Origin of the sequence: Ruegeria sp. HKCCA6707 (assembly GCF_013033515.1) — a bacterium.
Lineage (GTDB): Bacteria > Pseudomonadota > Alphaproteobacteria > Rhodobacterales > Rhodobacteraceae > Ruegeria.
The window spans coordinates 348691-372152 of record NZ_WQEG01000004.1 but is presented as its reverse complement, the minus strand read 5'-3'; the positions used below and the strand labels follow the sequence as shown (position 1 = coordinate 372152).

The 23462-nt window shown below is 55.4% G+C and carries 24 protein-coding genes; 12 read left to right on the top strand and 12 right to left on the bottom strand.

Features of this window, described 5'->3' with window-relative positions; all coding sequences use genetic code 11:
• Nucleotides 1-268 precede the first annotated feature (268 nt).
• Nucleotides 269-1021 carry an SDR family NAD(P)-dependent oxidoreductase gene (locus GOW40_RS12605; RefSeq protein WP_171132958.1) on the top strand — a complete coding sequence of 251 codons (753 nt, stop codon included), beginning with the start codon at nucleotides 269-271 and terminating at the stop codon, nucleotides 1019-1021.
• Here GOW40_RS12605 and GOW40_RS12600 read toward each other — a convergent pair.
• Complete coding sequence (locus tag GOW40_RS12600; protein WP_171132959.1) at nucleotides 994-1326, bottom strand: hypothetical protein; 333 nt, start codon at nucleotides 1324-1326, stop codon at nucleotides 994-996. The two genes, GOW40_RS12605 and GOW40_RS12600, sit on opposite strands and share 28 nt — an antisense overlap.
• A gap of 162 nt (nucleotides 1327-1488) precedes the next feature.
• Here GOW40_RS12600 and GOW40_RS12595 point away from each other — a divergent pair, with 162 nt between their 5' ends.
• On the top strand, nucleotides 1489-2187 hold the full coding sequence (locus GOW40_RS12595; protein ID WP_254444423.1) for a VWA domain-containing protein: 699 nt from the start codon (nucleotides 1489-1491) through the stop codon (nucleotides 2185-2187).
• On the opposite strand, the gene GOW40_RS12590 is transcribed toward GOW40_RS12595, so the two are convergent.
• The 5 genes from GOW40_RS12590 to GOW40_RS12570 form a co-directional block, all read right to left on the bottom strand.
• Entirely contained in the window at nucleotides 2177-3835 is a 1659-nt protein-coding gene (locus GOW40_RS12590) for an ABC transporter ATP-binding protein (protein WP_171132960.1), read from the bottom strand. The two genes, GOW40_RS12595 and GOW40_RS12590, sit on opposite strands and share 11 nt — an antisense overlap.
• A complete protein-coding gene (locus GOW40_RS12585; RefSeq protein ID WP_171132961.1) occupies nucleotides 3832-4698 on the bottom strand; it encodes an ABC transporter permease in 867 nt (288 codons plus the stop codon). The genes GOW40_RS12590 and GOW40_RS12585 overlap by 4 nt, the downstream gene beginning before the upstream one ends.
• Complete coding sequence (locus GOW40_RS12580; protein ID WP_171132962.1) at nucleotides 4695-5672, bottom strand: ABC transporter permease; 978 nt, start codon at nucleotides 5670-5672, stop codon at nucleotides 4695-4697. Before GOW40_RS12580 ends, GOW40_RS12585 begins: the two co-directional genes overlap by 4 nt.
• Nucleotides 5673-5731: 59 nt before the next feature.
• Nucleotides 5732-7312 carry an ABC transporter substrate-binding protein gene (locus GOW40_RS12575; protein ID WP_171136703.1) on the bottom strand — a complete coding sequence of 527 codons (1581 nt, stop codon included), beginning with the start codon at nucleotides 7310-7312 and terminating at the stop codon, nucleotides 5732-5734.
• Nucleotides 7313-7503: 191 nt separating this feature from the next.
• Entirely contained in the window at nucleotides 7504-8409 is a 906-nt protein-coding gene (locus GOW40_RS12570; RefSeq protein ID WP_171103225.1) for a LysR family transcriptional regulator, read from the bottom strand.
• A gap of 134 nt (nucleotides 8410-8543) precedes the next feature.
• Here GOW40_RS12570 and GOW40_RS12565 point away from each other — a divergent pair, with 134 nt between their 5' ends.
• The 3 genes from GOW40_RS12565 (at nucleotide 8544) to GOW40_RS12555 (ending at nucleotide 12061) form a co-directional block, all read left to right on the top strand.
• On the top strand, nucleotides 8544-10181 hold the full coding sequence (locus tag GOW40_RS12565; protein ID WP_171132965.1) for an amidohydrolase: 1638 nt from the start codon (nucleotides 8544-8546) through the stop codon (nucleotides 10179-10181).
• Nucleotides 10174-11034, top strand: a complete 861-nt coding sequence (locus GOW40_RS12560; RefSeq protein WP_171132966.1) for a GTP-binding protein — start codon at nucleotides 10174-10176, stop codon at nucleotides 11032-11034. The genes GOW40_RS12565 and GOW40_RS12560 overlap by 8 nt, the downstream gene beginning before the upstream one ends.
• Before the next feature lie 124 nt (nucleotides 11035-11158).
• Nucleotides 11159-12061: a GntR family transcriptional regulator gene (locus GOW40_RS12555; protein WP_171136704.1), complete on the top strand. Its 903-nt coding sequence runs from the start codon at nucleotides 11159-11161 to the stop codon at nucleotides 12059-12061.
• A gap of 9 nt (nucleotides 12062-12070) precedes the next feature.
• On the opposite strand, the gene GOW40_RS12550 is transcribed toward GOW40_RS12555, so the two are convergent.
• From GOW40_RS12550 to GOW40_RS12525, 6 genes are all read right to left on the bottom strand, one after another.
• Nucleotides 12071-12448, bottom strand: coding sequence for a methylglyoxal synthase (locus GOW40_RS12550; RefSeq protein WP_171230996.1), 378 nt, complete (start codon nucleotides 12446-12448; stop codon nucleotides 12071-12073).
• A gap of 426 nt (nucleotides 12449-12874) precedes the next feature.
• Nucleotides 12875-13882, bottom strand: coding sequence for an Ldh family oxidoreductase (locus GOW40_RS12545; protein ID WP_171103235.1), 1008 nt, complete (start codon nucleotides 13880-13882; stop codon nucleotides 12875-12877).
• 49 nt (nucleotides 13883-13931) lie between these two features.
• On the bottom strand, nucleotides 13932-14582 hold the full coding sequence (locus tag GOW40_RS12540) for a DUF3726 domain-containing protein (RefSeq protein ID WP_171103236.1): 651 nt from the start codon (nucleotides 14580-14582) through the stop codon (nucleotides 13932-13934).
• Entirely contained in the window at nucleotides 14579-16270 is a 1692-nt protein-coding gene (locus tag GOW40_RS12535; protein WP_171103238.1) for a hypothetical protein, read from the bottom strand. The genes GOW40_RS12540 and GOW40_RS12535 overlap by 4 nt, the downstream gene beginning before the upstream one ends.
• Nucleotides 16271-16339: 69 nt before the next feature.
• Complete coding sequence (locus tag GOW40_RS12530; protein ID WP_171103240.1) at nucleotides 16340-17314, bottom strand: membrane dipeptidase; 975 nt, start codon at nucleotides 17312-17314, stop codon at nucleotides 16340-16342.
• Entirely contained in the window at nucleotides 17314-18762 is a 1449-nt protein-coding gene (locus GOW40_RS12525; protein ID WP_171103242.1) for an aldehyde dehydrogenase family protein, read from the bottom strand. Before GOW40_RS12525 ends, GOW40_RS12530 begins: the two co-directional genes overlap by 1 nt.
• A gap of 107 nt (nucleotides 18763-18869) precedes the next feature.
• Here GOW40_RS12525 and GOW40_RS12520 point away from each other — a divergent pair, with 107 nt between their 5' ends.
• The 7 genes from GOW40_RS12520 to GOW40_RS12490 all read left to right on the top strand — a co-directional run bounded on the left by GOW40_RS12520 (nucleotide 18870) and on the right by GOW40_RS12490 (nucleotide 23459).
• Nucleotides 18870-19775 carry a LysR family transcriptional regulator gene (locus tag GOW40_RS12520; RefSeq protein ID WP_171133010.1) on the top strand — a complete coding sequence of 302 codons (906 nt, stop codon included), beginning with the start codon at nucleotides 18870-18872 and terminating at the stop codon, nucleotides 19773-19775.
• Between the two features lie 186 nt (nucleotides 19776-19961).
• The gene (locus tag GOW40_RS12515; RefSeq protein WP_171230995.1) at nucleotides 19962-20333 is read left to right on the top strand and encodes a YciI family protein; all 372 of its coding nucleotides are present in this window, start codon (nucleotides 19962-19964) and stop codon (nucleotides 20331-20333) included.
• Between the two features lie 3 nt (nucleotides 20334-20336).
• The gene (locus GOW40_RS12510) at nucleotides 20337-21572 is read left to right on the top strand and encodes an RNA polymerase sigma factor (RefSeq protein WP_171103250.1); all 1236 of its coding nucleotides are present in this window, start codon (nucleotides 20337-20339) and stop codon (nucleotides 21570-21572) included.
• Between the two features lie 68 nt (nucleotides 21573-21640).
• A complete protein-coding gene (locus GOW40_RS12505) occupies nucleotides 21641-22033 on the top strand; it encodes a VOC family protein (protein ID WP_171103252.1) in 393 nt (130 codons plus the stop codon).
• Between the two features lie 20 nt (nucleotides 22034-22053).
• The gene (locus tag GOW40_RS12500) at nucleotides 22054-22452 is read left to right on the top strand and encodes an MAPEG family protein (protein WP_171103254.1); all 399 of its coding nucleotides are present in this window, start codon (nucleotides 22054-22056) and stop codon (nucleotides 22450-22452) included.
• Nucleotides 22452-22796 (top strand): TfoX/Sxy family protein, encoded by a 345-nt coding sequence (locus tag GOW40_RS12495; RefSeq protein ID WP_171132968.1) that lies wholly within the window; start codon nucleotides 22452-22454, stop codon nucleotides 22794-22796. The genes GOW40_RS12500 and GOW40_RS12495 overlap by 1 nt, the downstream gene beginning before the upstream one ends.
• A 12-nt stretch (nucleotides 22797-22808) precedes the next feature.
• Nucleotides 22809-23459, top strand: a complete 651-nt coding sequence (locus GOW40_RS12490; RefSeq protein ID WP_171103258.1) for a DUF2461 domain-containing protein — start codon at nucleotides 22809-22811, stop codon at nucleotides 23457-23459.
• Nucleotides 23460-23462: the final 3 nt, after the last annotated feature.

Below are 23462 nucleotides of genomic sequence, written 5' to 3'. Positions count from 1 at the left end.
TGGACACCTGCCTTTATATCGGTCAAAGAAAGTGGCGATGCGGTTGGATGCGACAATATCAAAACCAGAGACCACGTCGATATGCATATCACACGATTTGAGACCAGGTCATTTTGTTGGCCCGTGGAATGGGCGCTGCGCGACGTTCATTCCAGGCCCGAGCCTATTGCGTGAGATGATTGCCGACCTTAGAGCTTACCAAGACGCTGGGTGACCCGTCGTCACCACTACAATTAGATACGTTCTTCTTCCTCGATAAGGAAACCCGATGCCTGAATTTGCAAACTATCCCAGCCTGAAAAACAAAACGGTCATCGTCTCTGGTGGTGCCCAAGGGATCGGGTCCGAGATCGTCAAGGCGTTTGCTGCACAAGGTGCCAGGGTCGGGTTTCTTGATATCGATGAGGCTGGAAGCATCGCTCTGACAAAACGCACGGAAGGTGTGACCTACGAAATCTGCGATCTTCGTGATATCGCCGCGATGCAAGCGGCGCTAGGGCGCCTGACAGACCGTTTGGGTTCTGCGCATGTGCTTGTGAACAACGCTGCGCGAGACGACCGTCATGATTGGAAGGACGTGACACCTGAATACTGGGACGAACGCCAAGCAACCAACATTCGTCACATGTTTTTTGCCATCCAAACCATCGCACCGGGGATGATCGCAAATGGTGGAGGATCTATCGTCAACATGGGTTCGAATTCCTGGTGGGAAGCTGGTGGTGGCTTTCCGGCCTATACAACCGCCAAAGCAGCGGTCCATGGTCTGACAAGAACGATGGCGCGTGATCTGGGGAACCACCGCATACGGGTCAACACCGTGGTTCCGGGTTGGATCATGACTGATCGTCAGAAAGAATTGTGGGCAACGCCGGAAGGTCTTGAAACACACCGCAATCGCCAATGCCTGCCGGACCTGATCGATCCTGTCTATGTCGCACGCATGGTATTGTTCCTGGCTTCCGATGACGCCGCGATGTGCTCTGCCAACAATTACATGGTCGAAGCTGGCTCGATCTGAATCGATGCACGTGCCGACGTTTGGCAGGTGAACGCTTTCTGCGTGTCGCTTTCGATGTATTTCGCAAAACCCTTATTGTCGCTGCGCGGCCGCGTCGAGTCCCTTGTGCGGCGACCGTCGCGCGTAATCGCTGTGGCCTCGGCATAGACCAATGCCGCGCCGCCCATGGCAAAGCGACCCAGATGCGCCAGATGCCAGTCATTGGCCAGGCCCTCCTTGGCGCGATATTGGCTCATCGGTGAGGCTGCAATACGGTTTTTGAACACTATTTTACGAAGCGAGAAGCTGCTGAAAAGCGCGGCCATCTGGTACCCTCTTGCCCGTTAGTGGCACCTTAGCGGCAGACGACGCCTAAGCCAAAATGGAAAGGGTGCGTTTGACAGATCCTGTCTGAAAAAGTTGTGAAGGGTCAGGCGTCTCGAACCTGGGCCGTTGACCCAGGAGGCTGTGTTCTGTTCAATCATTGCATGGAAAGACAGTTGAAAACCTGCTGCGCGATGATGGCTTGCCTGCTGCCCTATGTTTCGGCGGCAAACGCACAGGGTTGCACGCGCGATGCGATGTTGGTGTTTGATGGCTCGGCGTCGATGGCAGAGCTTGGTCTGCAATTGGATCAACCGCGCCGCATCGACGATGCCCGGACGGCTTTGCAGGATGCCATGCCGCAGATCGCTCCGATCCGGCGCATCGGGCTGATCACCTATGGGCCGGGACCCGAGAATTCCTGCGAGGGGATCAACCTGAAATTCGAACCGGTTGAGAACGCCGCGCAACCGGTGATGGACGCCATTGCTTTGCTGGATCCCAACGGATTGACGCCTCTGACCGAAGCGGTCCGGGTGGCCGCCGAAGTTTTGAATTACCGCACTGATCCCGGAATTGTGGTGCTGGTCACGGATGGAAACGAGACCTGCGGAGGCGCTCCTTGCGCTTTGGGGGCCGAACTTTCGGCAACCGCCGCCGATCTGACGGTGCATGTGATCGGCTTTCGGGTCGCCACGGATCGGTTTGCCTGGGACAGCCCGAATGTCGATTTGTTCCCCGACGGTATCTCGGTCGCAAAATGTCTGTCGGACAGCACGGGTGGGATGTATGTCTCGACCGAGACGATCGAAGAGCTTAGCGAAGCCTTGCGCAACACCCTGGGGTGCAGCTTTATTGGCTAGCCGTGGTTTGACGTTCCCTTTGGGTGTTGTTTGCGCGTTCGATGGAGGGCACAGCTGCCAATAGATCGCGGGTATAGCGTTGTTTTGGAGCAGAAAAGACGGATTGCCGATCTCCGAACTCGACGATATCGCCCATATACATGACAGCAACCTCATCACAGACTTGCTGCACGACACCGAGATCGTGGCTGATGAACAGATAGGTCAGGTCCAGATCACGCTGCAATTCCTGCAACAGATCCAGAATCTGCGCCTGAATCACCACATCCAGTGCTGATACCGCCTCGTCACAAATGATTAGCGACGGGTTGGTCGACAGCGCACGGGCGATGCTGATCCGTTGGCGCTGACCACCCGAAAACTGATGCGGGAAAAGCCGCATCTGATCACGCTGCAACCCCACCTTGTCGAAGAGATCGGCAACCCGGTCTTCGCGCTCGGATGCCGGGAAGGCGCCTAGATTGTCCAGCGGTTCACGCACGATATCACCGGCGCGCAGACGCGGGTTGAGAGAGGAATAGGGATCCTGAAAAATGACCTGAACCTTGGAGCGGGCAAGGCGCAGGGCTTCTCCGTCCAGGCCCAGCATATCCGTGCCATCCAGCGTGACCTGCCCCGCCTGTGCGTCCACAAGGCGGGCGACGGCCAGGGCGGCAGTTGTCTTGCCCGAACCGCTTTCGCCGACGATGGCCAAGGTCTTGCCGCGCTCGATGTCAAAGCTGATGCCATTGACCGCTGTGAACATCTCACGCTTGCCGAACCGCTTTTTCACCGGAAACTGCACCGTCAAATCCCGCACTGACAAAAGCACATCAGACTTCGCGACAGGTTCCGGTTCTTGCTCAGGCGGAGCTTCGATGGTCAGATGCGGCACGCTTGCAATCAGGGTCTGCGTATAAGGGTGCTGCGGGTGCCGAATGACCGCCTCGGCTGCGCCGTCTTCGACCTTTTCGCCACGATACATTACCACAACGCGATCCGCCATTTCGGCCACAACGCCCATGTCATGCGTGATCAGGATCGTCGCTGTATTGGTCTCACGCGAGAGTTCGCGCATCAGGGCAAAGATCTCGGCCTGGACGGTCACATCCAGCGCGGTGGTGGGCTCATCTGCGATCAGGATCTTTGGGCGGCATGCCAAGGCCATGGCGATCATGACGCGCTGACGCTGACCGCCCGACATTTCATGCGGATAGGCGCGCGCGCGCCGTTTGGCATCGGGAATGCGCACGTCATCCAGCAGAGAAACCGCGCGGGCCCAGGCCTCTTGATGGCCAAGGCCCTTGTGCAGGCGCAACACCTCGGCGATCTGTTCGCCCACAGTGTAGACCGGGTTGAGCGAGGTCATCGGCTCTTGAAAAATCATGCTGATCTGGTTGCCCCGGATGGTACGCAGCGTCTCGTCATCCATTTGGGTCATGTCACCGCCTTCAAACAGGATGCGCCCCTGCGCAATCTGCCCGATTGACGGCAACAGCCCCATTACGGCAAGCGCTGTCATCGACTTCCCACTGCCCGATTCCCCAACGATGCTGAGCGTTTCGCCTGCATTCAGATACAGCGACAGGTCGTCAACCACCGGCACCATTCCGCTGCGCGCGGCCAGCTCGATACGCAGGTTTTCGACGGACAAAAGCGGATCGGTCATCGCTGCCTCAGTTTTGGATTAAGCGCGTCGTTCAGGCCGTCGCCGACAAGGCTGATGGCCAGAACTGTCACAAAGATTGCCACACCGGGCACGGTCACCGTATAGCTGGCGTCCAGGATATATTCGCGGTTGGACCCGATGATCTGGCCCCAGCTGGCCACATTCGGGTCAGTCAGACCAAGAAAACTGAGCCCCGCTTCGAACAGGATGGCCGACCCCACCATAAGCGCGGCTTGCACGATGATCGGGGGCAGGGCGTTTGGCAAGATGACCTTGAAGATCAGCCCGCCATTGCGCACCCCACCAGCGCGCGCGGCAGTAACGTATTCCAGCTCGCGGATCCGCAGGAATTCAGCCCGGGTGATCCGGGCTACGGCAGGCCAGCTGACCAGGCCGATGGCGATGGTGATCATGGTCAGGGACGCGCCGAACAGGGCGACAATGACCATTGAAAACAGCAACGTGGGCAGTACCTGAAAGAACTCGGTAAAGCGCATCAGGGCTTCTTCGATCAACCCGCGATAAAACCCGGCCAACGCGCCCACGGTTATGCCGATTGTAACGGTCACGAAAGCTGCGGCCAGCCCAACGGTCAGCGACACCTTTGCGCCATGGATCAGCAGCGACAGGATATCACGACCCAGATAATCGGTACCTAGCAGATAGCCTTCCTGCCCCGGGGGCGTGAACGGCGCCCAAACCATGTCAAAGGGATTGCCAGGGTAAAGAAACGGCCCCAAAATGGCGACTGCCACGATCAGCAGCAGCACGACCAACCCGGCCACGGCCGCATGGTTGCGGCGGAACATCTCGAACGCTTCGGCAAAGGGCGAGCGGGCTTTGATCTGTGTTTGGTCGCTCATCCTCTCCCCCTTACTCTGGGATCAATCATCCGCAGAACCAAATCAGTCAGCAGGTTGCCGACGATCACGACAAGGGCGGAAAAGAACAGGATGCCAAGGATTGTTGGCGTGTCGCGCGCTAGGATCGAGGTCAGCGCCAATTGCCCAAGCCCCGGCCAGGAGAACACGGTTTCAACCAGAACCGCGCCCGAGATCACGGCCGAAAACTGCAACCCGGCCAGCGTCACCACCGGTGGCAGCGCGTTTTTCAGCGCGTGTTTCATGACCACATCACGCGGCCGCAAACCTTTGGCCTTGGCGGTTCTGACGTAGTCCGAGCCCAGAACCTCAAGCATCGAGGCCCGACAAAGCCGCGAATAAAGCGCAATGAAGATCGAGCCCAGCGTCAGCATCGGCAGCACAAGGTGATGCGCGACAGACAAAGCTTGCGGGAAAAACCCACCCTCAATGGTAACATCCCGCATCCCGGCTACGGGAAAGAGCGGGATTTTTAGCGAAAAGGCGATCAGCAGCAGGATGCCTGTCCAGAACACCGGCGCAGCATATCCAAACAGCGCAAAGAGCGTCACAAGATGGCTGAGCGGCCCGTTGGGATTCTGCGCGGCAAAAACGCCCAGAAGAATGCCCAGGACCAAGGCAAAGATCTGGGCCGAAAACACCAGCAGCAGGGTGGCGGGCAGGCGTTCGAATATCAGCTCGGTGACCGGACGATTGTAGAAATAGGAATAGCCCAGATCGAATTGCAGGACCCTGCCGATATAGCTGCCAAGCTGAACAATAACCGGTTGGTCCAACCCGTACTCGGCCCGAATCTGGGCCATCAACTCGGCATTTGCGCCGCCCATATCTGCGGCGATTGTATCGACCACATCGCCGGGGGCGAGGTTGATCATGGTGAAATTCAGCACAAGCACTGCAATCAACAGCAACACGGCATATCCAATGCGCTGTACAAGAACTTTCAAAAACGCCATGCACGACCCCAAGCAGTGACCTGCCCCGGCAAAACCGGGGCAGGAGTTAGATTACCGTCTTATTCGTCTTTCAGGTAAACCAGATCATAGGGTGAGCTTGATGCCCAGATGCCCAAAGGCGGGTTGCCCACCTTTTTGGAGTAGATCGTGTGATAGGGCAGAGTGTTGGTCCAATAGACCGGCAGATCCTCGGCCAGAATTTCCTGGAACTCGCGATACAGCTCTGCGCGCTTTGCGGGGTCGATCTCTTGACCCGCTGCATTCATCAGCTCATCGATCTTGGGGTTTGCGTATTGCTGGGTGTTCGACCAGATGACGCCTTCCTTGATGTTCTGGCTGTCATAGGTGCGGTGCACACCGATCACCGGATCACCCCAGTTGAACACCGTGTCCCAGGTCATGTCGAAATCGTGGTTCGAGATCTTATTGGCCCAGGTCGGGAAGTCCACAAATGAGTTGACCGAAACGTCAATGCCAATCTTGGCCAGAGAGGCTTTGGTGAATTCGGCTTGTGGTTTCGTGGTCGGGTTCCCGTGGTCAATGGTCAGGGCAAACCGAATGCCGTTTGCATCCTTTGGATATCCGGCTTCATCCAGCAGCGCATTTGCCTTGTCGAGATCAAGGTCATAGCCATTAACATCAGGGAAATAGAGTGGTGATCCTGGATGGATGCCGGTTTTGGCCTCTTGGCTCAGACCCAGCATAATGGCGTTCAAGATAAAGTCTTTGTCCAGCGCATAGGCAATGGCCTGACGTACGCGCTTGTCGGCCAAAGGCCCGTCCTGCCCGGTATTGAAGGCCAGCCAGTTGATCGGTCCGATTGCTGCATAGCCTTCATCGGTTACGTTCAGGCTGTCATTTTCTGACATCCGCTTGATGTTGCGCACGGTGTTTTCAAAGGTCGTCATGTGCAGCTCGCCGTTTTCCATCCCAATGGAGCGGGCGGCAGCGTCTTTGATGATGCGATAGACTATGCGATCCAGATAGGGTCGGCCTTCGATGAAGAAGTCGTCATTGCGTTCCAGGATGACCTGTTGGTCGGGTGTGAACTCAACAAATTTGAACGGCCCCGACCCCACAACGTCCTGCCCGTTGCGCGGGTGGGATTTGGGGTCCTGCCCATCTCCGTAAATATGTTTGGGAATGATCGGCATCAGCTGTGAGGACATGGCCAGCAAAAGCGCCGGGTGGGGTTGGCTGAGCTTTAGAACAGCGGTGTGTTCATCTGGTGTTTCGACAGTTTCGACAACACCGAACATGGTTTTGAACGGGTGGTTTGCTTTGATGGTTTCGACTGAAAATGCCACATCTTCTGATGTAATCGGCTCCCCGTCATGGAACCGCGCGTCTTGCACCAGGTTCAGGGTCATCGACAAGCCGTCATCGGACCAGGCCCAGCTTTCGGCAAGATAAGGCTGCGGTGTCCAATCCTCATCATAACGCAATGGCGCCGCGAACAGCTGCGCGCCCGGCGCCCCGGTCACAATCCCCGATTGAACCGCCGGGTTCAGGTGACGCGGTGTTTGCGGCAGAGTGGTGATCAACGTGCCACCTTTGACCGGTTCGTCGGCATGAGCTGCGCTGACAAGCAAGGCTGCAGCCGCAACGGAACGTGCCAACGCCTTTAGAAATGTGGTCATCTTCGGACCTCCTGTGTTGGAAACGGTGTTTTTTGGATTTTTGTCGAGCGTAGGCTCAGCCACGTTCCCAGCAAAATAGATTTAATGCAGCCATATACCACATTTCTTGGTGAATAGCGGCAGGACCAGTCGGCCCTTGCTGTTCAAGCTTTGGCTGCGATGCGTTTGTACGAGTAGAGGGTGGCGTTGTGTCAGGGCAGCCTGACCGCCATCTCTTCGAACACGCCTTCGTCGCGCAAAGCAGCGCAATATTCCAAGAATTTCCGAACGGGTCTTGGCGAAACGATACGTGACTGAGTTACGATACCAAAAGGCCGTGTCGGGAGCGGATCCGAGATTGGAATGACAGAGCACCCTCTTTGCGCGAGCGATGAGGTGGCCGGCCGGGCATTGAGGACGGTAAAACCAAAACCGGACGCGATCAGTGTTCGGATCATTTCAACAGATGATGACGTATGCGCCACATTGACCGATAATCCAGCTTCTTTGAAAAGATCCAAATAATAAGCGCGCGACCTCGGCAGGCTGAGGCTGATCATTGGCAAGTGAATCAGATCGGCCAATCGCACCGAGGGTTGCTGCGCAATTGGGTCTTGCGCATTCACCATGGCGTAATGGGGCAGATCCACCATCAGCTCAAAATTTTGCTGCGGGGTGATGACTTCCTTATAGCTGAACGCCAAATCGGCCTTTCCGCTTTCAAGGAAATCGATGACCGTATCCATATTCCCTTCGACCAGCTCGAACCGGACACCCTTGATGTCGGCCTGAAACCGCTCGATTGCGGGGGGCAGGAATGTTGCCGCAGCTGTCGCGAAACAGGCAAGCCGGATGGTTCCGGTCAACACGCCTCCGATGGCCTGAAGCTCTGTTTCGAAATCGCGGTGATGGGACAGGAAGCGCGTGATCAATTGCAGCGCGTCCAATCCTGCGGGTGTGGGCTGCAACCCTTTGGCGGGAATGCGGTCGAAGATATCGAACCCAAGCTCGGCCTCAAGCGCATCAATCGCAGCGGTTACTGAGCTTTGCGAGATATTCATCGCCTCAGAGGCACCGGTAATCGAGTTCAGGCGCCCGGCGGCCTCGACGTAGCGCATCTGTTTAAGAGTCAGCGCAAGCGCCACATATTCCCCCAAAAAACGTGGTTTCTCGAACTATTAAATCTAGTTTTTGGCGCAATGAAAACCCCCTAGCCTTGGGTGATCTCGCTCTTTTCTGGGTTTTTCAGCCAATGATTACAGTTTTTTCTGCCCGCAAAATCCTGACCATGAATCCCCAGCGACCGGTCACAAGCCATGTCGCCATACGCGACGGGATCATTCTGGGCACTGGCACGTTGGATGAGTTTGAAGGCTGGGGCCCGTATACTTTGGACGACCGATTTGCCGACAAGGTGCTAATGCCTGGTATGGTCGAGGGACATTGCCATCTACAGGAAGGAGCCCTGTGGTCTCATACCTATGTGGGCTTCTTCGATCGGATGTCGCCCGAAGGAGAGATGCAGGCCGGGTGCAAAACCGTCGACGAAATGCTAGCCAAATTGGCCGCTGCCGAAGCCAGATTGGAGGACCCCGATGCAGCGCTTCCGGCGTGGTCGCTGGATCCGATCTATTTCGACAATCAGAAGATCACGCGCGGGCAGCTGGATGCGATTTCTTCGACCAGGCCCATCGGGATCATGCACGCGTCGGGCCATATCATGAACGTCAACACCAAGGCGTTGGAACTGGCAGGCTTGCTGCGCACGGGCATCAATCACGAGGGTGTGCCCCTTGGAAGCGACGGGTTGCCCACCGGCGAGTTGCGCGGCCCCGATGTCATGAGCCCGGTGTCGATCCATGTGGGTTTTGACCGCGATATGCTGTCTTGTGATGAGCCGGGCATGTGGCGGTTTGGCAAGCTTTGTATTCGAGCCGGTGTCACCACCGCCACCGATCTGGCCGCCCGGTTGCCTGAAGAAGCGGTCGAGACCTTGTTGCGTGTAACTGGAAATACAAACTTCCCCGCTCGTATCGTTCCCTTGCGCTTTCACCATGGGGTCAGCCCCGAAGATTTGATTGCCCATGTCGAAGCCCTGGCCCCGCAATCCACCGACAAGCTGCGCTTGGGTCGGATCAAGATCGTTGTCGACGGGTCCATTCAGGGCTTTACTGCCCGATTGCGCGCGCCGGGATATTACAACGGATCACCCAACGGGCTGTGGTACATCCCGCCAGAGCATCTGGCCTATATCCTTGAGACATCCCTGCGCAAAGGCATTCAAGTACACACGCATACCAATGGAGATGAGGCCACGCAGCTGGTACTGGACACGATGGCGCGGGTGTTGCGCAAGGCGCCGTCACTGAACCACCGGTTCACGCTGCAACATTGCCAATTGGCCGACACCGCGCAGTTCCGTCAGATGAAAGAGCTGGGGCTATGCGTGAACCTCTTTGCCAACCACCACTTTTACTGGGGCGATCAGCATTATGATCTGACGGTTGGGCCGGAACGCGCTGAACGTATGAACGCCGCTGGAACCGCTGCGCGCGAAGGTGTGCCTTTTGCCATCCACTCTGACGCACCAATTACGCCGCTTGGCCCGTTGTTTACAGCCTGGTGCGCCATGAACCGGCAAACGGCGACCGGTCGGACCTTGGGAGAGGCTGAAAAGATCACCTTAGATCAGGCTTTGCGGGCGATCACATTGGGCGCGGCCTACACGTTGCATCTGGACAATGAAGTAGGCTCGATCGAAACGGGCAAACGTGCAGATTTCGCCGTTCTTGAGGATGATCCTGAAGAAAAAGGGGTGGAGCAACTGAACGAAACTCGCGTCTGGGGGACAGTTCTGGGCGGTACTGTCTTTGCGGCCTCCGATGTCTGACACGGGCCTGCCTCTGACCATCATCGGCGGCTATCTGGGGGCCGGGAAAACCACCTTGGTCAATACACTATTGAGGAATGCACAGGAGCAACGCCTCGCAGTTCTTGTCAACGAATTTGGAAGCCTTCCGATTGATGCCGACCTGATCGAGGCGCAGGACGGCGATCTGGTGACCCTTGCGGGCGGATGTGTGTGTTGTTCCTATGGTGACGACCTGATGTTCGCGCTGACGAAGATCCGCAACATGGATCCGGCCCCTGACCATATTTTGCTTGAGGCGTCGGGCGTTGCATTGCCTGGTGCAATCGCGTCTTCTATCAGCCTGTTTGGCGATGACATCCGGGTCCACGGAGTTGTGACCTTGGTGGATGCAGAAACGCTGCCAGATCTTCTCAGCGATACTTACATCTCAGACACGATTACACGACAACTCAAATCGGCCGATCTTGTGATCCTGACCAAAACCGATCTTGCGCCGCCTGAGAAAACGAGCCTGAGTCGTGAACTGGTCGGTCGCCATGCCCCGTCAGCTAGTGTGCTAGAAAGCAAGGTAGATGGCATTGCTCGTATACTACTATTGGATGACGTAAGCGTTGATCGTGCGTCAGACCTGGATATTGCGCCTCACAAAATCCCTTTGGTGACAAATACACTGTCAATGACCGAAACGGTCGATGCGGATGCGTTCGCCAAAACGCTGGCCTCTGATCCAAATGTTGTTCGTGCGAAGGGTCACATGGTTCAAGCCGATGGAAACCGCGTCACGTTGCAGCTGGTTGGTGGTCGTTATTCGATTACAAACGCACCAAAGACTGCGCAATCGGGAATTGTGGTTATCTCTAAGAGCGCTTAACTCGCGCTGCACATTGGTTCGATAAAAACCATTTTTGACGTTGCAAATTGGCCCTAAAAACCAATAAGCTGAAACATGTCGTGCTACTCAGCCAATTCAACTTAGTAAATAGCCGGAGGGCGGTTTGCGCTCAAGTGACCTTCCACAGAGAATTTCCAGACGATTGCTGCAAGATATCGCCTCTGGCGGGCTGCAAACGGGCCAGCATCTGGGAGCGCAACAATTGGCGGATCGTTACGGAGTTTCGCGAACTCCGATCAGAGAAGCTTTGAATTTACTTGAACAAAGAGGTTTTCTTCAGCGTCAGGAGAACCGAGGGTTCTTTGTTGGAGAACTGGATCCTGATGTCGTTGCAGAGGTGCTGGAACAGCAACCCGAGCAAGACCAAAGCCCTTATCATCGTTTGGCGGATGATTGGCTAAGGGGAGAGCTTCCCGAAGAAGTCACAGAACAGTTTTTGCGCCAGCGCTATGATTGGTCGAAGGCCTGCACAAGCGAGGTTCTGGTGAGGGCGACGCGTGAAGGGTGGGTCGAGAGAAAAGAAGGCTATGGTTGGCGGTTTCTTCCCGTGGCAAATACACCAGAAGCGTTTGACGAGATCTATCGGTTTCGTATGGCGATTGAGCCCGCTGCGATGCTCGAACCATCCTTTGAGTTGAACCGAGGAGTTCTGACTGAACTAAGGCGGACGCAGGAAGGAATGCTGGAAATGGATTTCAGCTCGGTTCCGGCAGAAACACTTTTACAAAACGGTTCGGTTTTTCATGAAGAGGTCATAAAGTTTTCCGGAAACCCGTTTTTCCTGGTTTCACTGCAGCGTGTTAATCGCATGCGGCGCCTCATGGAGTATCGTGCCGATGTGAACCACGACCGCCTTATCGAGCAATGCACTGAGCATATTGAAATCTTGGATCTGTTGGAGGCGGGAGATAACCTGGGCGCCTCTCATCGCATGAGGCGTCATCTAAGCGGTGCTCTCAAACGAAAATCGCCGCTGGCTTGGTCTTGGGCTGCCGACGCCAACTGATGGAACAGTTTAGCTTTCCAAAAATCCTGAAGCGATAATCAAATTCGCGGTCGCTTTGCTACATGCCATGGGGATGTCGTAGACGGTCGCCAGACGAGTCAGGGCTTTGACGTCTACATCATGGGGATGAGGTGTCGTCGGATCTGTGAAGAACACAAGTAGATCTATTTTGTCGAGCGCTATTAAGGCGCCGATCTGTTGGTCTCCTCCTAATGGTCCGCTCTTAACAAGTTCGATATTCTCTAAAGAGACGCCGGCCTGGATCACAGTCCCTGTTGTTTTTGTGCAGATCAAGTTGTGCGGGCGCAATTGGGTCGCGTGGCGTTTCACCCAATCGGCCAGATCAGGTTTTTTGTTGTCATGTGCGATCAAGGCAATCTGTTTCATCTGTTTGGCCCGCCTTTGCTTCAGTCCCGAACGTTGCTGTTTCAATAGATTTTTGACGTTTCCCAAAGGCCTCGCCCTCTATGGTGCGGATAGCACGATTTGGCATCGCATCGAAAGCTCGGTTTGTCTCGCTCCACCAGCGGGCGGCGGTTTTCTTTCAAACCGGTTCAGCACGACGTCTTGCAGAAGCTTCAAGATATCGTTCATGCCCAAGCGAGTGCTCTGACTTGATTGGAAGCGCAGGACCGGCCTTTGATCCATCCCGTCTATGGTCTTCAGACCGCGGGGCGTCGCGGTCCGTTTGAAGGAAATTGCACTCGAGAATTAAGCGCCAGGGAAAGACCAGAGAGGCGGCAGTTGAATACCGCCTTTCGCAAGTTTTTGTGCAACTAGCGTACGCGTTGACAGAGCTTGTCTGAAACAAAGTCAGACCAGCGCGCGTACCTTTTCAAGAATAGCGGAATTCACCGCAACACCTTCGGTCGACGCGCGTTCGCGACACTTTCGGCGCCAATCGCCTGGCAGTCGCGCACCGTCTTGAGCACGAAACGAGCCAATCAAATCCGATAACCTTTCTTGAAATAGACCGCCCGATGTAGCCTGCGGGTCAATTGCAATGAAAAACTGACCGGTTTTCGGTGGGCCGCCTTCGGTGCCCGAGAATGGGCTGGCGACAGAGCCTAGATTTGCACCAGTCATAGCCGCAGCCATCAGCTCGACGGTCAATGCGATTCCGACACCCTTGTAGCCACCAGACGGCACCATAGAACCCTTTAATCCAGTCGCAGCATCTGTGGTGGGCTGACCTTCTACATCCAGGACCCAACCTTCTGGCACCGGTTTGCCCTCACGCGCGTGTTTCATGACTTCGCTTTTTGCGATTGTGCTGGCGGACTGGTCAATCAACAAAGCCGGATTGCCATCTGCGTCAGGAACAGAAATCGAAATTGGGTTTGTTCCTAATACGGGCTTGGCGCCGCCCGAAGGAGCGATGGATGCAGGAGCATTTGTGAACCCGATACCCATCAAGCCGGCTTGAGCGATGCGTTGGGTGTGAATGCCCAGAACTCCGCAATTGTAGGAATTGTTGATTGCCAATACGGCCACCCCTTGTTCGCGTGCCAGTGGGATCAAGCTTTCAAAACCCAAATCTATTGCGCGATGGGCAAAACCGGTCGCTGCGTCTACTGCGACCACAGCGGGGCGTGGACGTGATATCAAGGGTTCGGCCAACCCGTCTACTTTGCCGCACTCAACATGCTGCGCGTAGATCGGGATATAAGCAAGACCGTGAGAGGCGACGCCATCTGCCTCGGTCATTGCCGTCGCAACTGCAAGCGGGCGCGCGTTTTCCTCGGACGTTCCCGCTTTGACAAGCGCTTGAAAGGCCAAATCTTCGATTTCGGACAGAGACAGGGTTTCAGTGGCAATCATGGTTGTTTCCTGTTCATCGTTTTGTTTCTTTTATGGGAGGAGCGCGTTGTCAGTCGTTGTCGTTCCGGCTGCTACCCGCACCGAGCTGTCGGCTTTCTTCGGTAGCAGGCGCGTAGGTTCGATGGGCGAATGCGCTGAGCTTGCTCCAGCTTCTATCGGACAAACGAGCCCTTAGCATTGGCTCTTGTCGATGCTTCAACTCGGCGGGTATTGAAAACACCATCTTGGCCGCGTGGCGCGCTTCCAGCGCCTTGGGGTCGCCTTCTACACAAATCGCTGATCCATCTGCCACTAGCCGAGCATTCTGCCACTCGACTACAACCGAGACCCCAAGAGTTGACGCGACCGCACCGATGGATGGCACTGCCAGCAATGGAAGGTCGACATTTTCGAGGGTGATCGTCCCGCGAGATAAAAGGCGGGCCGCACAGTCGCTCACCGAGGCATTCGCGATCAGGGGGCTCATCCGGCCAATCGGTGCAGACCAAGTTTCCGCCTCCAGCGAGACAGGAGATACATCAAGAATTGGAAGCGCGTCGTGCATCTCAAGCAGATCGACCAACAGGTTAACACCCGGAAAGCCATAGGCGGACAGCCAGCGTGTGGTTTTACCAGCCTCTTCAGCCAAACCCCATGGCAGACCCGCACCACGCGCGGCACGTTTGCTCATGGTTTCGATTTCGTTCAGCGAATGGCTCATGCAGTCGTCTCGGTCGAGCTTGGAAAAACCCAAAAGTCGGCGTTTGCTTGCGAGAGCTCATAGGGAAGCGGGGCGTTTCCATACATGCAAATGCGAACCCATCGATCCGACCGCGGGTCGAATTTGGTCGCGCCGAAAAAGGAAAGTTTGCAGCGTAGCATGTCGATGGGCAACATGCTGTTAGAGATCGTATTGTCGCGAATTTCCGCATAGGGTGAGGACCCTGCAACTTGAATGCGACGCAAGGTATGCCGGTGTTCCGGATTCTCTAGCAAGAAATCGGCCACTTCCACTTCGTCGGGCCAATGCGTCAACGCTTGATAGAGCACTGCAGCATCGCGACCGGGCGCCAAAGGCTGTTCATACTCTTCGATTGGTTCTTCAAATCGTTGGCCCAGACGAGGTTCTTGCTTTTCCTCCGAAATGTACCAAGCGCGGGCCATGTTGGTCGGAACCGTCCAATCCGTATCAATGGCCCAACGGTAGACATCCTCCAAAACGGCGCGAAGGCTTCCGATTTGCGTCGCGCCGGCAATGAGGGCAACAGGCTCGTCATCTGAAGCCATGGCTTTGGCGAATTTATCGACCAAAGCTCCGTAGGGTTCCAGAATCAGTGAGGCGATCCATTCTTGCCCCTCCAGCGACAAGGCTTCTTCTGACCAGGAATACAACGCGTCCCAAGGCTGTTTCATGCTGAGGTCGGTGCGCGACAGATAGCCCTTTACCAAAGCGATGTCCTTGCCGAGCACCGCTAGCTTTTCCATTTGAACTGGGTGCTGAGACTGCCACGATTCAATAAGTTGGATATTGCGGAGCAGGATGTCATGGAACTGCGCTATCTCTTCGTCCCGTGCCCATTGGACATTGCGCACAGCCTGTATGGCGTCTTCACGCGCGGTTATCCAGTTATTGAATAGTCGCGGATGGTTTAGCAAGAACGGTGCCATACCCAATCCGGTTGAATTGCCGATGCCTATTGAACGCGCGATTCCCGCATCCAATTCAGCGGCTTGTGTGCCGCTCAATGCCGCCCGCGCTTTGGCCATGTGCTGCACCAAATCAACTACGAACCAACGCGTGAGATAGACCGACAGCATTTCGACCTGGAACGGAGCGCGAAACTCGGGTCGGTCTGCAATCATTTCCCGGTCGGCGGCTCCCAGTTTGCCTGATCCATAGACAGCGGTGGTACGCATCAAATAGCCCACCGCAGCTATTTTTTCGTACGACGGTTGGCGACCTTCGGCTAATACGTTGACCACATGCTCCCAAAGGCGAACGGATCTATTGGCTCGAGAAACGGACAGCTCGGTTTCAGATACGCGTCCGGCCTCCTGCACAGGAATATTGTGCGAAAGACGTTCAATATCTTCGGCGGTTGGAACGCCATCAAATAATGTAAAAGTTGCATCCCATGCTTCTGCGATCACTCTATCGGATCGCTTCTCCGGCGGTAAATCATGTGCATAGGCAATCAGCGAATAAGACCGATCGGGCCCGTGGGCGGTATAGATCGCGTGCCCAACACCCGTCGAGTCAATGTCGAACGCTGCCCTTTCAAACCGCCAGTTTTCCCGAGCCAAGCGCCGGGTCAGGATTCGCATGAATGAAAGACGTGACTGATGCATCGAGCCAAGCCGGGCCAGGCGCATTACGATGTTCGGATCACGGCGGGAAACGTCTGCCATTCGGTCTTGCCTCTTCAGTTCGGTTACCATTCTCTCCAATCGGTATTCAAATGTATCGTTGGTCCTTGGTCAGGAGCTTGGCTTGAAACTGTGCTCGAAGAAACGATACCAGTTCGCGCCCATTATCCCGGCGACTTCTGTGTCGTTCATGCCCGTTGCACGCAAGCCAGCAGCGATGTTGCCAAAGTCGCGATTGTCTTTGAACCAGTTAGGCATCGGTGGGAAACCGGGTGCCGAGGCCGAGCCTTCACCATAGTCTATTTCTTTGGTCCAGCGACCGACACGCATCCATTCGACGACGCTGTCTGGCTGATCCTGACACAGGTCCGTGCCGATCCCCAGATGCTGGACACCATATTTTTCGGCAGTACGAGCGACCATTTCACAAAAGCTTTCCACGGTGCAGGCGGATTTATCCTTCAGGTGATGAGGATAGACCGAAAAGCCCAGCATCCCACCCTTTTCCGTGACCGCCTGGATTACGTCATGGCGTTTGTTGCGCAAGGCCGGGGCCCAGTCATATGGGTTGGCATGGGTAATCGCGATTGGTCGCTCGGAAAGCTCGGCAGCATCAATTGTAGAGCGGTCTGCGGAGTGGCTCATATCGACCACCAGGCCGACGCGGTTCATCTCTTTAATGACCTGTTTGCCCATTCGTGTGATGCCTGTGTCATCGGCTTCATAGCATCCGGTCGCCAGCAGGGACTGGTTGTTATAGGTCAGTTGCATAAATCGCGCACCCAGATCATGCAGGACTTCAACCAAGCCGATATCATCTTCGATCGGGGACGGGTTCTGGAACCCGAAGAACACAGCCGTCCGACTGGTTTCCCGCGCGATATCGATATCGCTGGCCCAGCGGCCTTTCATGATCAGGTCCGGATATTGTTCGAACCAGCGATTCCACTTCTCGAAATTCAGAACCGTCTCGCGGAAATTCTCGTGATACGAGATCGTGACATGGATCGCGTCGACGTCCCCCTGGCGCAATTGCCGAAAGATCTTTTCAGACCAGTTTGCATATTGCAGCCCGTCGATCAGCATCAAACAGGTCCCGCGCTGATATAGGCAGTCTTGACGGTCGTGTAGAATTCAGCAGCGGCTTTACCCTGTTCCCGCGGCCCGTAAGAGCTGTCGCCGCGACCGCCGAACGGCACGTGATAATCCGTGCCTGCCGTGGGCAGGTTCACGGTGACAACACCGGTACGCGCGTTACGGCGGAAGTGCGTGGCACGGGCCAATGACTTGGTCACAATGCCCGAGGTCAGGCCAAAGTTGGTGTCGTTGACGACGCTCAGCGCCTCGTCATAACTGCCGACCCTGATTACGCTGGTCAGCGGTGCAAACATTTCTTCTCGGTTGATGCGCATTGCGTTGTCGGTGTTCAGGAACACGCCTGGCGACATATAGAAACCTTCGTGAGGCATATCCAGACGAACACCTCCACAAGCCAGTTCTGCGCCTTCGGACTTGCCCAGATCGACATAAGCCAGGTTCTCAGCCAACTGCTGCTGGCTGACGACGGGACCCATTTGCGTACCTTCTTCCAGCGCGTGGCCTACTTTCATGGCTTGAGCACCTGCCACCAGTTTCTCGACAAACGCATCGTGAATGCGATCATGCACAACAAGGCGGGACGACGCAGTGCATTTCTGACCAGTGCCGCCAAACGCGCCACCCAAGGCCAGTGACACCGCCAGATCCAGATCGGCGTCATCCATGACGGCCAAAGCGTTTTTGGAGCCCATCTCCATCTGCACTTTCGTCAGGTTCTGAATGGCAGCGGTGGCAATTCCCTTTCCGACCGGGACAGACCCGGTGAAGGAAATCGCGTCTACTTTGGGGCTCTCGACCAGACGCTGTCCGACCGAACCGCCTGAACCCATGACGAGGCTGAACAAACCTTTTGGGATGTCCTGCTTCTCGATGATCTCGGTCAAGGCCACAGCTGAGGCTGGTGTGATATTGGCAGGCTTCCAGACTACCGCGTTGCCGTAACATAGCGCAGGGGCAATCTTCCAAGAGGCGGTCGCAGTCGGGAAATTCCACGGACTGATGATCGCGACAACACCCACGGCTTCGCGGCGCACATCTACCTCGATATCGGGTCGCACGGAATCGGCGTTCTCGCCGATCTGACGCAGGCACTCGGCGGCATAGTAGGTAAAGAACTGCCCCGCGCGGAAAACTTCGCCTTTTCCTTCGGCTAATGGTTTGCCTTCTTCGCGGCTGAGCAAGGTGCCCAGCTCTTCGGCTCGGGCCATCATCTCATTACCGATAGCGTTCAGAACGGATTGCTTACGCTCCAGCCCATAGGCTGCCCATTCTTGCTGGGTGATGCGGGCCTGATCCAAGGTCTTTTGCAATTGATCCGTGTTAGCCTGCGCAAAAACACCAATCAGATCGGTCAGATCGGAAGGGTTACGGTTTTCGATGACACTGTCACCGATGACCCATTCACCAGCTATTAGGTTCTTTTGAACGTCAGCCACGGCTGTTTCCCCACAAAAAATCGTTTGTTGGGGTATGGACTCCAATTGGGGCGTCAATCAAACTAAAATTATTGAAGAAAATTTCAACAAATCTGAAATCCGCCGAGATGACACTCAAAATAGAAATGCTTCGCGGCTTTGTCGCAGTTGCTCGCCATGGAAACCTGACCGACGCAGCCATGACACTGAAACGGACACCTTCAGCCCTTTCAATGATGCTGAAGCAGTTCGAAACGCATCTAGGAGAACCGCTGTTTGAGACAGATCGAAAGAACAAGCTCACCGCGCTGGGAGAGTTTGTGTTCGAGCAAGCGGAAAAGGAATTACTGCACTTTGATAGCACGGTACGCGCCATCGAGAATTTTGCAAATTCGAAAATTGGACAGGTAAAAATAGCCACGGTTCCTTCCATAGCTGCGACGATAATCCCTCGAGCGTTTGCCAGAAATATCGGGGGCTACCAAAATGTTAGGATTGATCTGAGAGACATGGATTCGAAGTCGGTTCGACACGAGCTGCTTCGTGATCGCATCGATATCGGCATTGCCACTTTGGGGGCCAATGTTCCCGGCCTGCATGGTCAGGTTTTGCTTACTGACAGGTTTGGTGTGCTGTTACCGGTCGACCATCCGCTGGCTAACACCACGAGTCCCATAGGTTGGGACGCATTGAGGTCGCAGAACTTAATTGCAAACAGTCTTTCAGAAATTATCCCTGCCAAAGAAGCGGCGGAGCTTCACGCCAGGTCGCTGTTTTCTGCTCATAATATTACCTCTATCCTTGGGATTGTTCGAGCCGGGATTGGCATCACAATCCTACCTGAACTTGCAGCGATTTCAGCGGTGCAGTGGAATTTGGTTTTTCGCCCGCTCGCAGATGAGACTGCCAAACGGCAGATTCACATCTTGCGCAAAGCTGGTGCGGTCTTGTCCCCCGCCGCGCGCAGGTTAGAGAACGACATTCTGGAAACGGCTGAAGATTTCGTCAAAGAGCGGCTCAGTCGCAGTTCGTGAGTTTGATGCCTTGCTTTTCCGGCTATTCGATAACGTTTTCAAGCTTCGAGTAGTTCTTTGCTGCGCTGTTGGGTGCTGTATGACATGGACCCCTACAGCGTGGCGTAGACAAATAAATATCGTCTGATGTCGGATTTGCAGGATTCGGAGCGTCCTTGCAGTGTACCAACAGTTAAGGAGGTTAGAATGATATTCGCGATCACGATTTATGGCGAAGCCGGTGTGTTTGAAGCTCTTCCAAAAGAGCGTCAGGACGAGGTGCTTAGTGGGCATACCGCGCTACAGGAGGTTTTGGCGCAGCGGGGAGAGTTTGTTTCGATCAAGCTGATGCCGCCGACTTCGGCTGTGATGGTCGAAGCAGCGGGGAACACAGGTGCGGCGCCCCTGATCACGGACGGCCCGTTTTCCGAGACGAAAGAGAGCTTTCTTGGCTTCTATGCCGCTGAATTCAAGGATCTTGATGAGGCGTTGGAATATGCAAAGATGATCTCTTCTCCGGTTGCGCGGCTTGAGGTGCGCCCTGTCGCCTGGGCAGGTGGCGCCATTTCTTCGGAATAGCAAATGTCGGACTGGCTTGAGGCCACATTCGTCCAACAACGCCCCCGCGCGATCGCGGCTCTGACGCGGGTGTTCCGGGATATAGATCTGGCCGAAGAGGCTTTTGCCGATGCCTGTGTAAAGGCCCTGACGGTCTGGTCGCAGGATGGTGCGCCTCGTGATCCGTTGGCTTGGCTTCTGACAACGGCGCGGAACGCTGGTTTGGATCGTTTGCGCAAATCCCGGCGGCGCGCAGAGATCCTGTCGCGCCATACCGAGGAATTTCAGCCAATGCCCGCAGAAACACCCGATCCGGACGAGTTGCGAGATGATGTCTTGCGCTTGCTGTTCATCTGCTGTCACCCCGAACTGGAACGGAGGGATCAGATTGCCATAGCGTTACGCGTTGTTGCGGGCCTGAGCGTGGAAGAAATCGCGCGAGGCTTTTTGGTCAAACCCAAAACGATGGAGCAGCGGATCACGCGGGCCAAAAAGAAAATTCTGAGCAACCGGGTTGCTTTTGAAACTCCAAGCCCAGCCGAGCGCGGGACGCGGCTGGGTGAAGTGTCGTTGATGATCTACCTGATGTTCAACGAAGGCTGGTCGACCTCGGCGGGCCCAACGCAGATGAAACTGACCCTGTGCGAAGAATCGATCCGGCTGGCCCGCTTGCTTGTGGACCTATTTCCGGCCATGGGCGAGCAAGCGGCTTTGTTGTCCTTGTTGTTGCTTCAGCATGCGCGGCGAGATGCGCGGATAGACGAGGCGGGAAAGCTTGTCGCACTTGATGATCAGGATCGAAACTTGTGGGATGGCGCCAACATCGCCGAAGCCATGGGATTGCTGCAAAAAGCGCAAAGGACCGGTCATCATGGGATTTATGTCATTCAGGCGACAATCGCTGCGGCGCATGCCCGTGCAAGGTCACCCGTGGACACCGACTGGACGCTGATCGAAAGCCACTACGCGGCGCTCTATGCACTACAGCCAACACCGGTGGTCCGGCTTAATCAGATCGCTGCACAAGCCAAAATCCACGGTCCTCACCATGCGCTTGAGGCGCTTGAGGCTTTGAAGCATGACCTGTCCGGTTATCGATGGTTTCATGCGATGCGGGGTGGGTTGTTGCAGGAAACGGGTGATCAGCGGGCGGCCATTGACGCCTTTGAGACGGTGTTGACACTTGCGCCAACTGAACCGGAACGTGTTGTGGTTAAAAACAAAATCAGGATCAGCCAAAAAATGTTGGATGAGATGTAGGTCGGCTTTCGGCTCGCGCGTCCTTGGATCAGACCCGCATGTGGCGGGCGCAACCAAGGGAGATACCCATGAGTATTCTTGAAATGACTGCAGTCGGCAACTCAGGTTGGATCGGACATTCCGGCCCCGATCAGAACAAGGCGAAGTCCTTCTATCGTGATGTCCTGGGGTGGACGATCAACGATATGCCGATGCAGGACGGATCCAGCTATTCCGCAGCCGTAGTGGGTGAGACGGCGATTGGAGGGTTTTCTCCGATGCCCGAGGACCAGGGCAGCTGGACGATCTTTTTCACTGTGGCCGATGTGGACGCAAGTGTTGATACGGCCAAGGCCAAAGGGGCCACGGTGGTTCAGCCGGCAATGGATATGCCCGGCGTCGGGCGGATGGCCACGCTGACCGACCCGCAAGGTGCCCGGTTCGCACTGATTACTTATGAAAGCATGGCTTCACAGGCATAGCGCAGAAGAGGAGCGATCAGATGGAACAGCTTCCCCAAATCGCATTGGGATTCACCGCAGTTTTTGTGTTGATGAGTATTCCAATGGCGCTTGCCGTTGGTGTGCGCCGCAGTAAAACCGGGATACTCCTGCTGCATGGTGCGGATGATGACCTGCTCAGGCTGATGCGTGCGCATGGAAATTTTGTCGAATATGTCCCGCTTGCGTTGCTGGCGCTTGCCGGAGCCGAAATTGTCGGAACCGCCCCCTGGCTGGTCTGGCTTTGTGGTGGGGCTTTGTTGCTTGCCCGCCTGATCCACTATTTCAGTCTGCGCTCTGCACCAGATGGGAAGGGGCGGGCGGTCGGTGCGGCGCTAACTACACTCACCATGCTGGTTCTGGCACTGGCCATCCTCTGGCATCTTGTCGTGGCCGGCTGATGCCTGTTGATCAAGCTCTCAACGCTCGCATACGTGACGCTTTGGCCACGTATGCGGGTATCTCGGAAAAACAGATGATGGGTGGTCAGTGCTTCTTTTTGAACGGTAACATGTTGTGTGGTGCACGGTTGCATAAGGATGGTGTTGGCCGGTTCATGTTTCGAGTTGGCAAAGCGAATGAAAGCTTGGCTTTGCAGGACGTAAGCGCCCAACCGGTGATCCACGGGGGCCGCAAACTTGGGGGTTTCGTGACCGTAAACGCCGCCGAATGTGACGGTCCCTCGCTCGACCGATGGCTAGAGCTTTGTCTAGGTCATGCCGCCGCGCTTCCGGCTAAGAGTTGAATGGAGTTTTAGATGACACGATTTGACAGTTTCAAGCCTGAAGCGCTTGTCTTTCTTAAGGATCTGAAGGCCAACAACAACAAAGAATGGTTTACATCGCACAAGGCCGTTTACGAGGCCCAAATAAAGGGTCCCGGTCAGGACTTTGCTGCAGACATGTGCGCAGCGTTGCAAGAGCTGACTGGACGTCCGCACAGCAGCAAGATCTTTCGAATCTATCGCGATGTCCGGTTCTCCAAAGACAAGACACCCTATAACGCGCATCTGCATATCGCTTTCAAGCCTGAAGAAACTGCGGCTCAACCGCCGATGTGGTTTTTTGGCCTTTCACCTGAAAAACTGTCTCTTGGCTGTGGAGTTTTTCAATATGAAAGACAGGCGCTGGCCGAGTTTCGTAAAGCGATGGCTGGGCCAAAAGGGGCTAAGCTGATCCAGCTTACTGACCGGATGCACAATGAAGGTTTCAGGGTGGGTGAGCCCGAGCTGCAACGAGTTCCTGCAGGTTTTGAAAAAGATCACCCTAATAAAGACGCTCTGCGGCGGAAGGGATTTAGCGTGTGGAATGACACCCAGACGCCCGGTTTTGCAACCGAGCCAAAGCTTGTGGCGCGAACAATAGCGGTGTTTTCGCAGTTAATGCCTGTTTTCCGGTTGCTTACCTGATTT

Bases quoted from the DNA above. Each gene is read 5' to 3' on its own strand.
- GOW40_RS12605 (WP_171132958.1), top strand. From the start codon at position 269: ATGCCTGAATTTGCAAACTATCCCAGCCTGAAAAACAAAACGGTCATC.
- GOW40_RS12600 (WP_171132959.1), bottom strand. From the start codon at position 1,326: ATGGCCGCGCTTTTCAGCAGCTTCTCGCTTCGTAAAATAGTGTTCAAA.
- GOW40_RS12595 (WP_254444423.1), top strand. From the start codon at position 1,489: ATGGAAAGACAGTTGAAAACCTGCTGCGCGATGATGGCTTGCCTGCTG.
- GOW40_RS12590 (WP_171132960.1), bottom strand. From the start codon at position 3,835: ATGACCGATCCGCTTTTGTCCGTCGAAAACCTGCGTATCGAGCTGGCC.
- GOW40_RS12585 (WP_171132961.1), bottom strand. From the start codon at position 4,698: ATGAGCGACCAAACACAGATCAAAGCCCGCTCGCCCTTTGCCGAAGCG.
- GOW40_RS12580 (WP_171132962.1), bottom strand. From the start codon at position 5,672: ATGGCGTTTTTGAAAGTTCTTGTACAGCGCATTGGATATGCCGTGTTG.
- GOW40_RS12575 (WP_171136703.1), bottom strand. From the start codon at position 7,312: ATGACCACATTTCTAAAGGCGTTGGCACGTTCCGTTGCGGCTGCAGCC.
- GOW40_RS12570 (WP_171103225.1), bottom strand. From the start codon at position 8,409: ATGCGCTACGTCGAGGCCGCCGGGCGCCTGAACTCGATTACCGGTGCC.
- GOW40_RS12565 (WP_171132965.1), top strand. From the start codon at position 8,544: ATGATTACAGTTTTTTCTGCCCGCAAAATCCTGACCATGAATCCCCAG.
- GOW40_RS12560 (WP_171132966.1), top strand. From the start codon at position 10,174: ATGTCTGACACGGGCCTGCCTCTGACCATCATCGGCGGCTATCTGGGG.
- GOW40_RS12550 (WP_171230996.1), bottom strand. From the start codon at position 12,448: ATGAAACAGATTGCCTTGATCGCACATGACAACAAAAAACCTGATCTG.
- GOW40_RS12545 (WP_171103235.1), bottom strand. From the start codon at position 13,882: ATGATTGCCACTGAAACCCTGTCTCTGTCCGAAATCGAAGATTTGGCC.
- GOW40_RS12540 (WP_171103236.1), bottom strand. From the start codon at position 14,582: ATGAGCCATTCGCTGAACGAAATCGAAACCATGAGCAAACGTGCCGCG.
- GOW40_RS12535 (WP_171103238.1), bottom strand. From the start codon at position 16,270: ATGGCAGACGTTTCCCGCCGTGATCCGAACATCGTAATGCGCCTGGCC.
- GOW40_RS12530 (WP_171103240.1), bottom strand. From the start codon at position 17,314: ATGCTGATCGACGGGCTGCAATATGCAAACTGGTCTGAAAAGATCTTT.
- GOW40_RS12520 (WP_171133010.1), top strand. From the start codon at position 18,870: ATGACACTCAAAATAGAAATGCTTCGCGGCTTTGTCGCAGTTGCTCGC.
- GOW40_RS12515 (WP_171230995.1), top strand. From the start codon at position 19,962: ATGATATTCGCGATCACGATTTATGGCGAAGCCGGTGTGTTTGAAGCT.
- GOW40_RS12510 (WP_171103250.1), top strand. From the start codon at position 20,337: ATGTCGGACTGGCTTGAGGCCACATTCGTCCAACAACGCCCCCGCGCG.
- GOW40_RS12505 (WP_171103252.1), top strand. From the start codon at position 21,641: ATGAGTATTCTTGAAATGACTGCAGTCGGCAACTCAGGTTGGATCGGA.
- GOW40_RS12500 (WP_171103254.1), top strand. From the start codon at position 22,054: ATGGAACAGCTTCCCCAAATCGCATTGGGATTCACCGCAGTTTTTGTG.
- GOW40_RS12495 (WP_171132968.1), top strand. From the start codon at position 22,452: ATGCCTGTTGATCAAGCTCTCAACGCTCGCATACGTGACGCTTTGGCC.
- GOW40_RS12490 (WP_171103258.1), top strand. From the start codon at position 22,809: ATGACACGATTTGACAGTTTCAAGCCTGAAGCGCTTGTCTTTCTTAAG.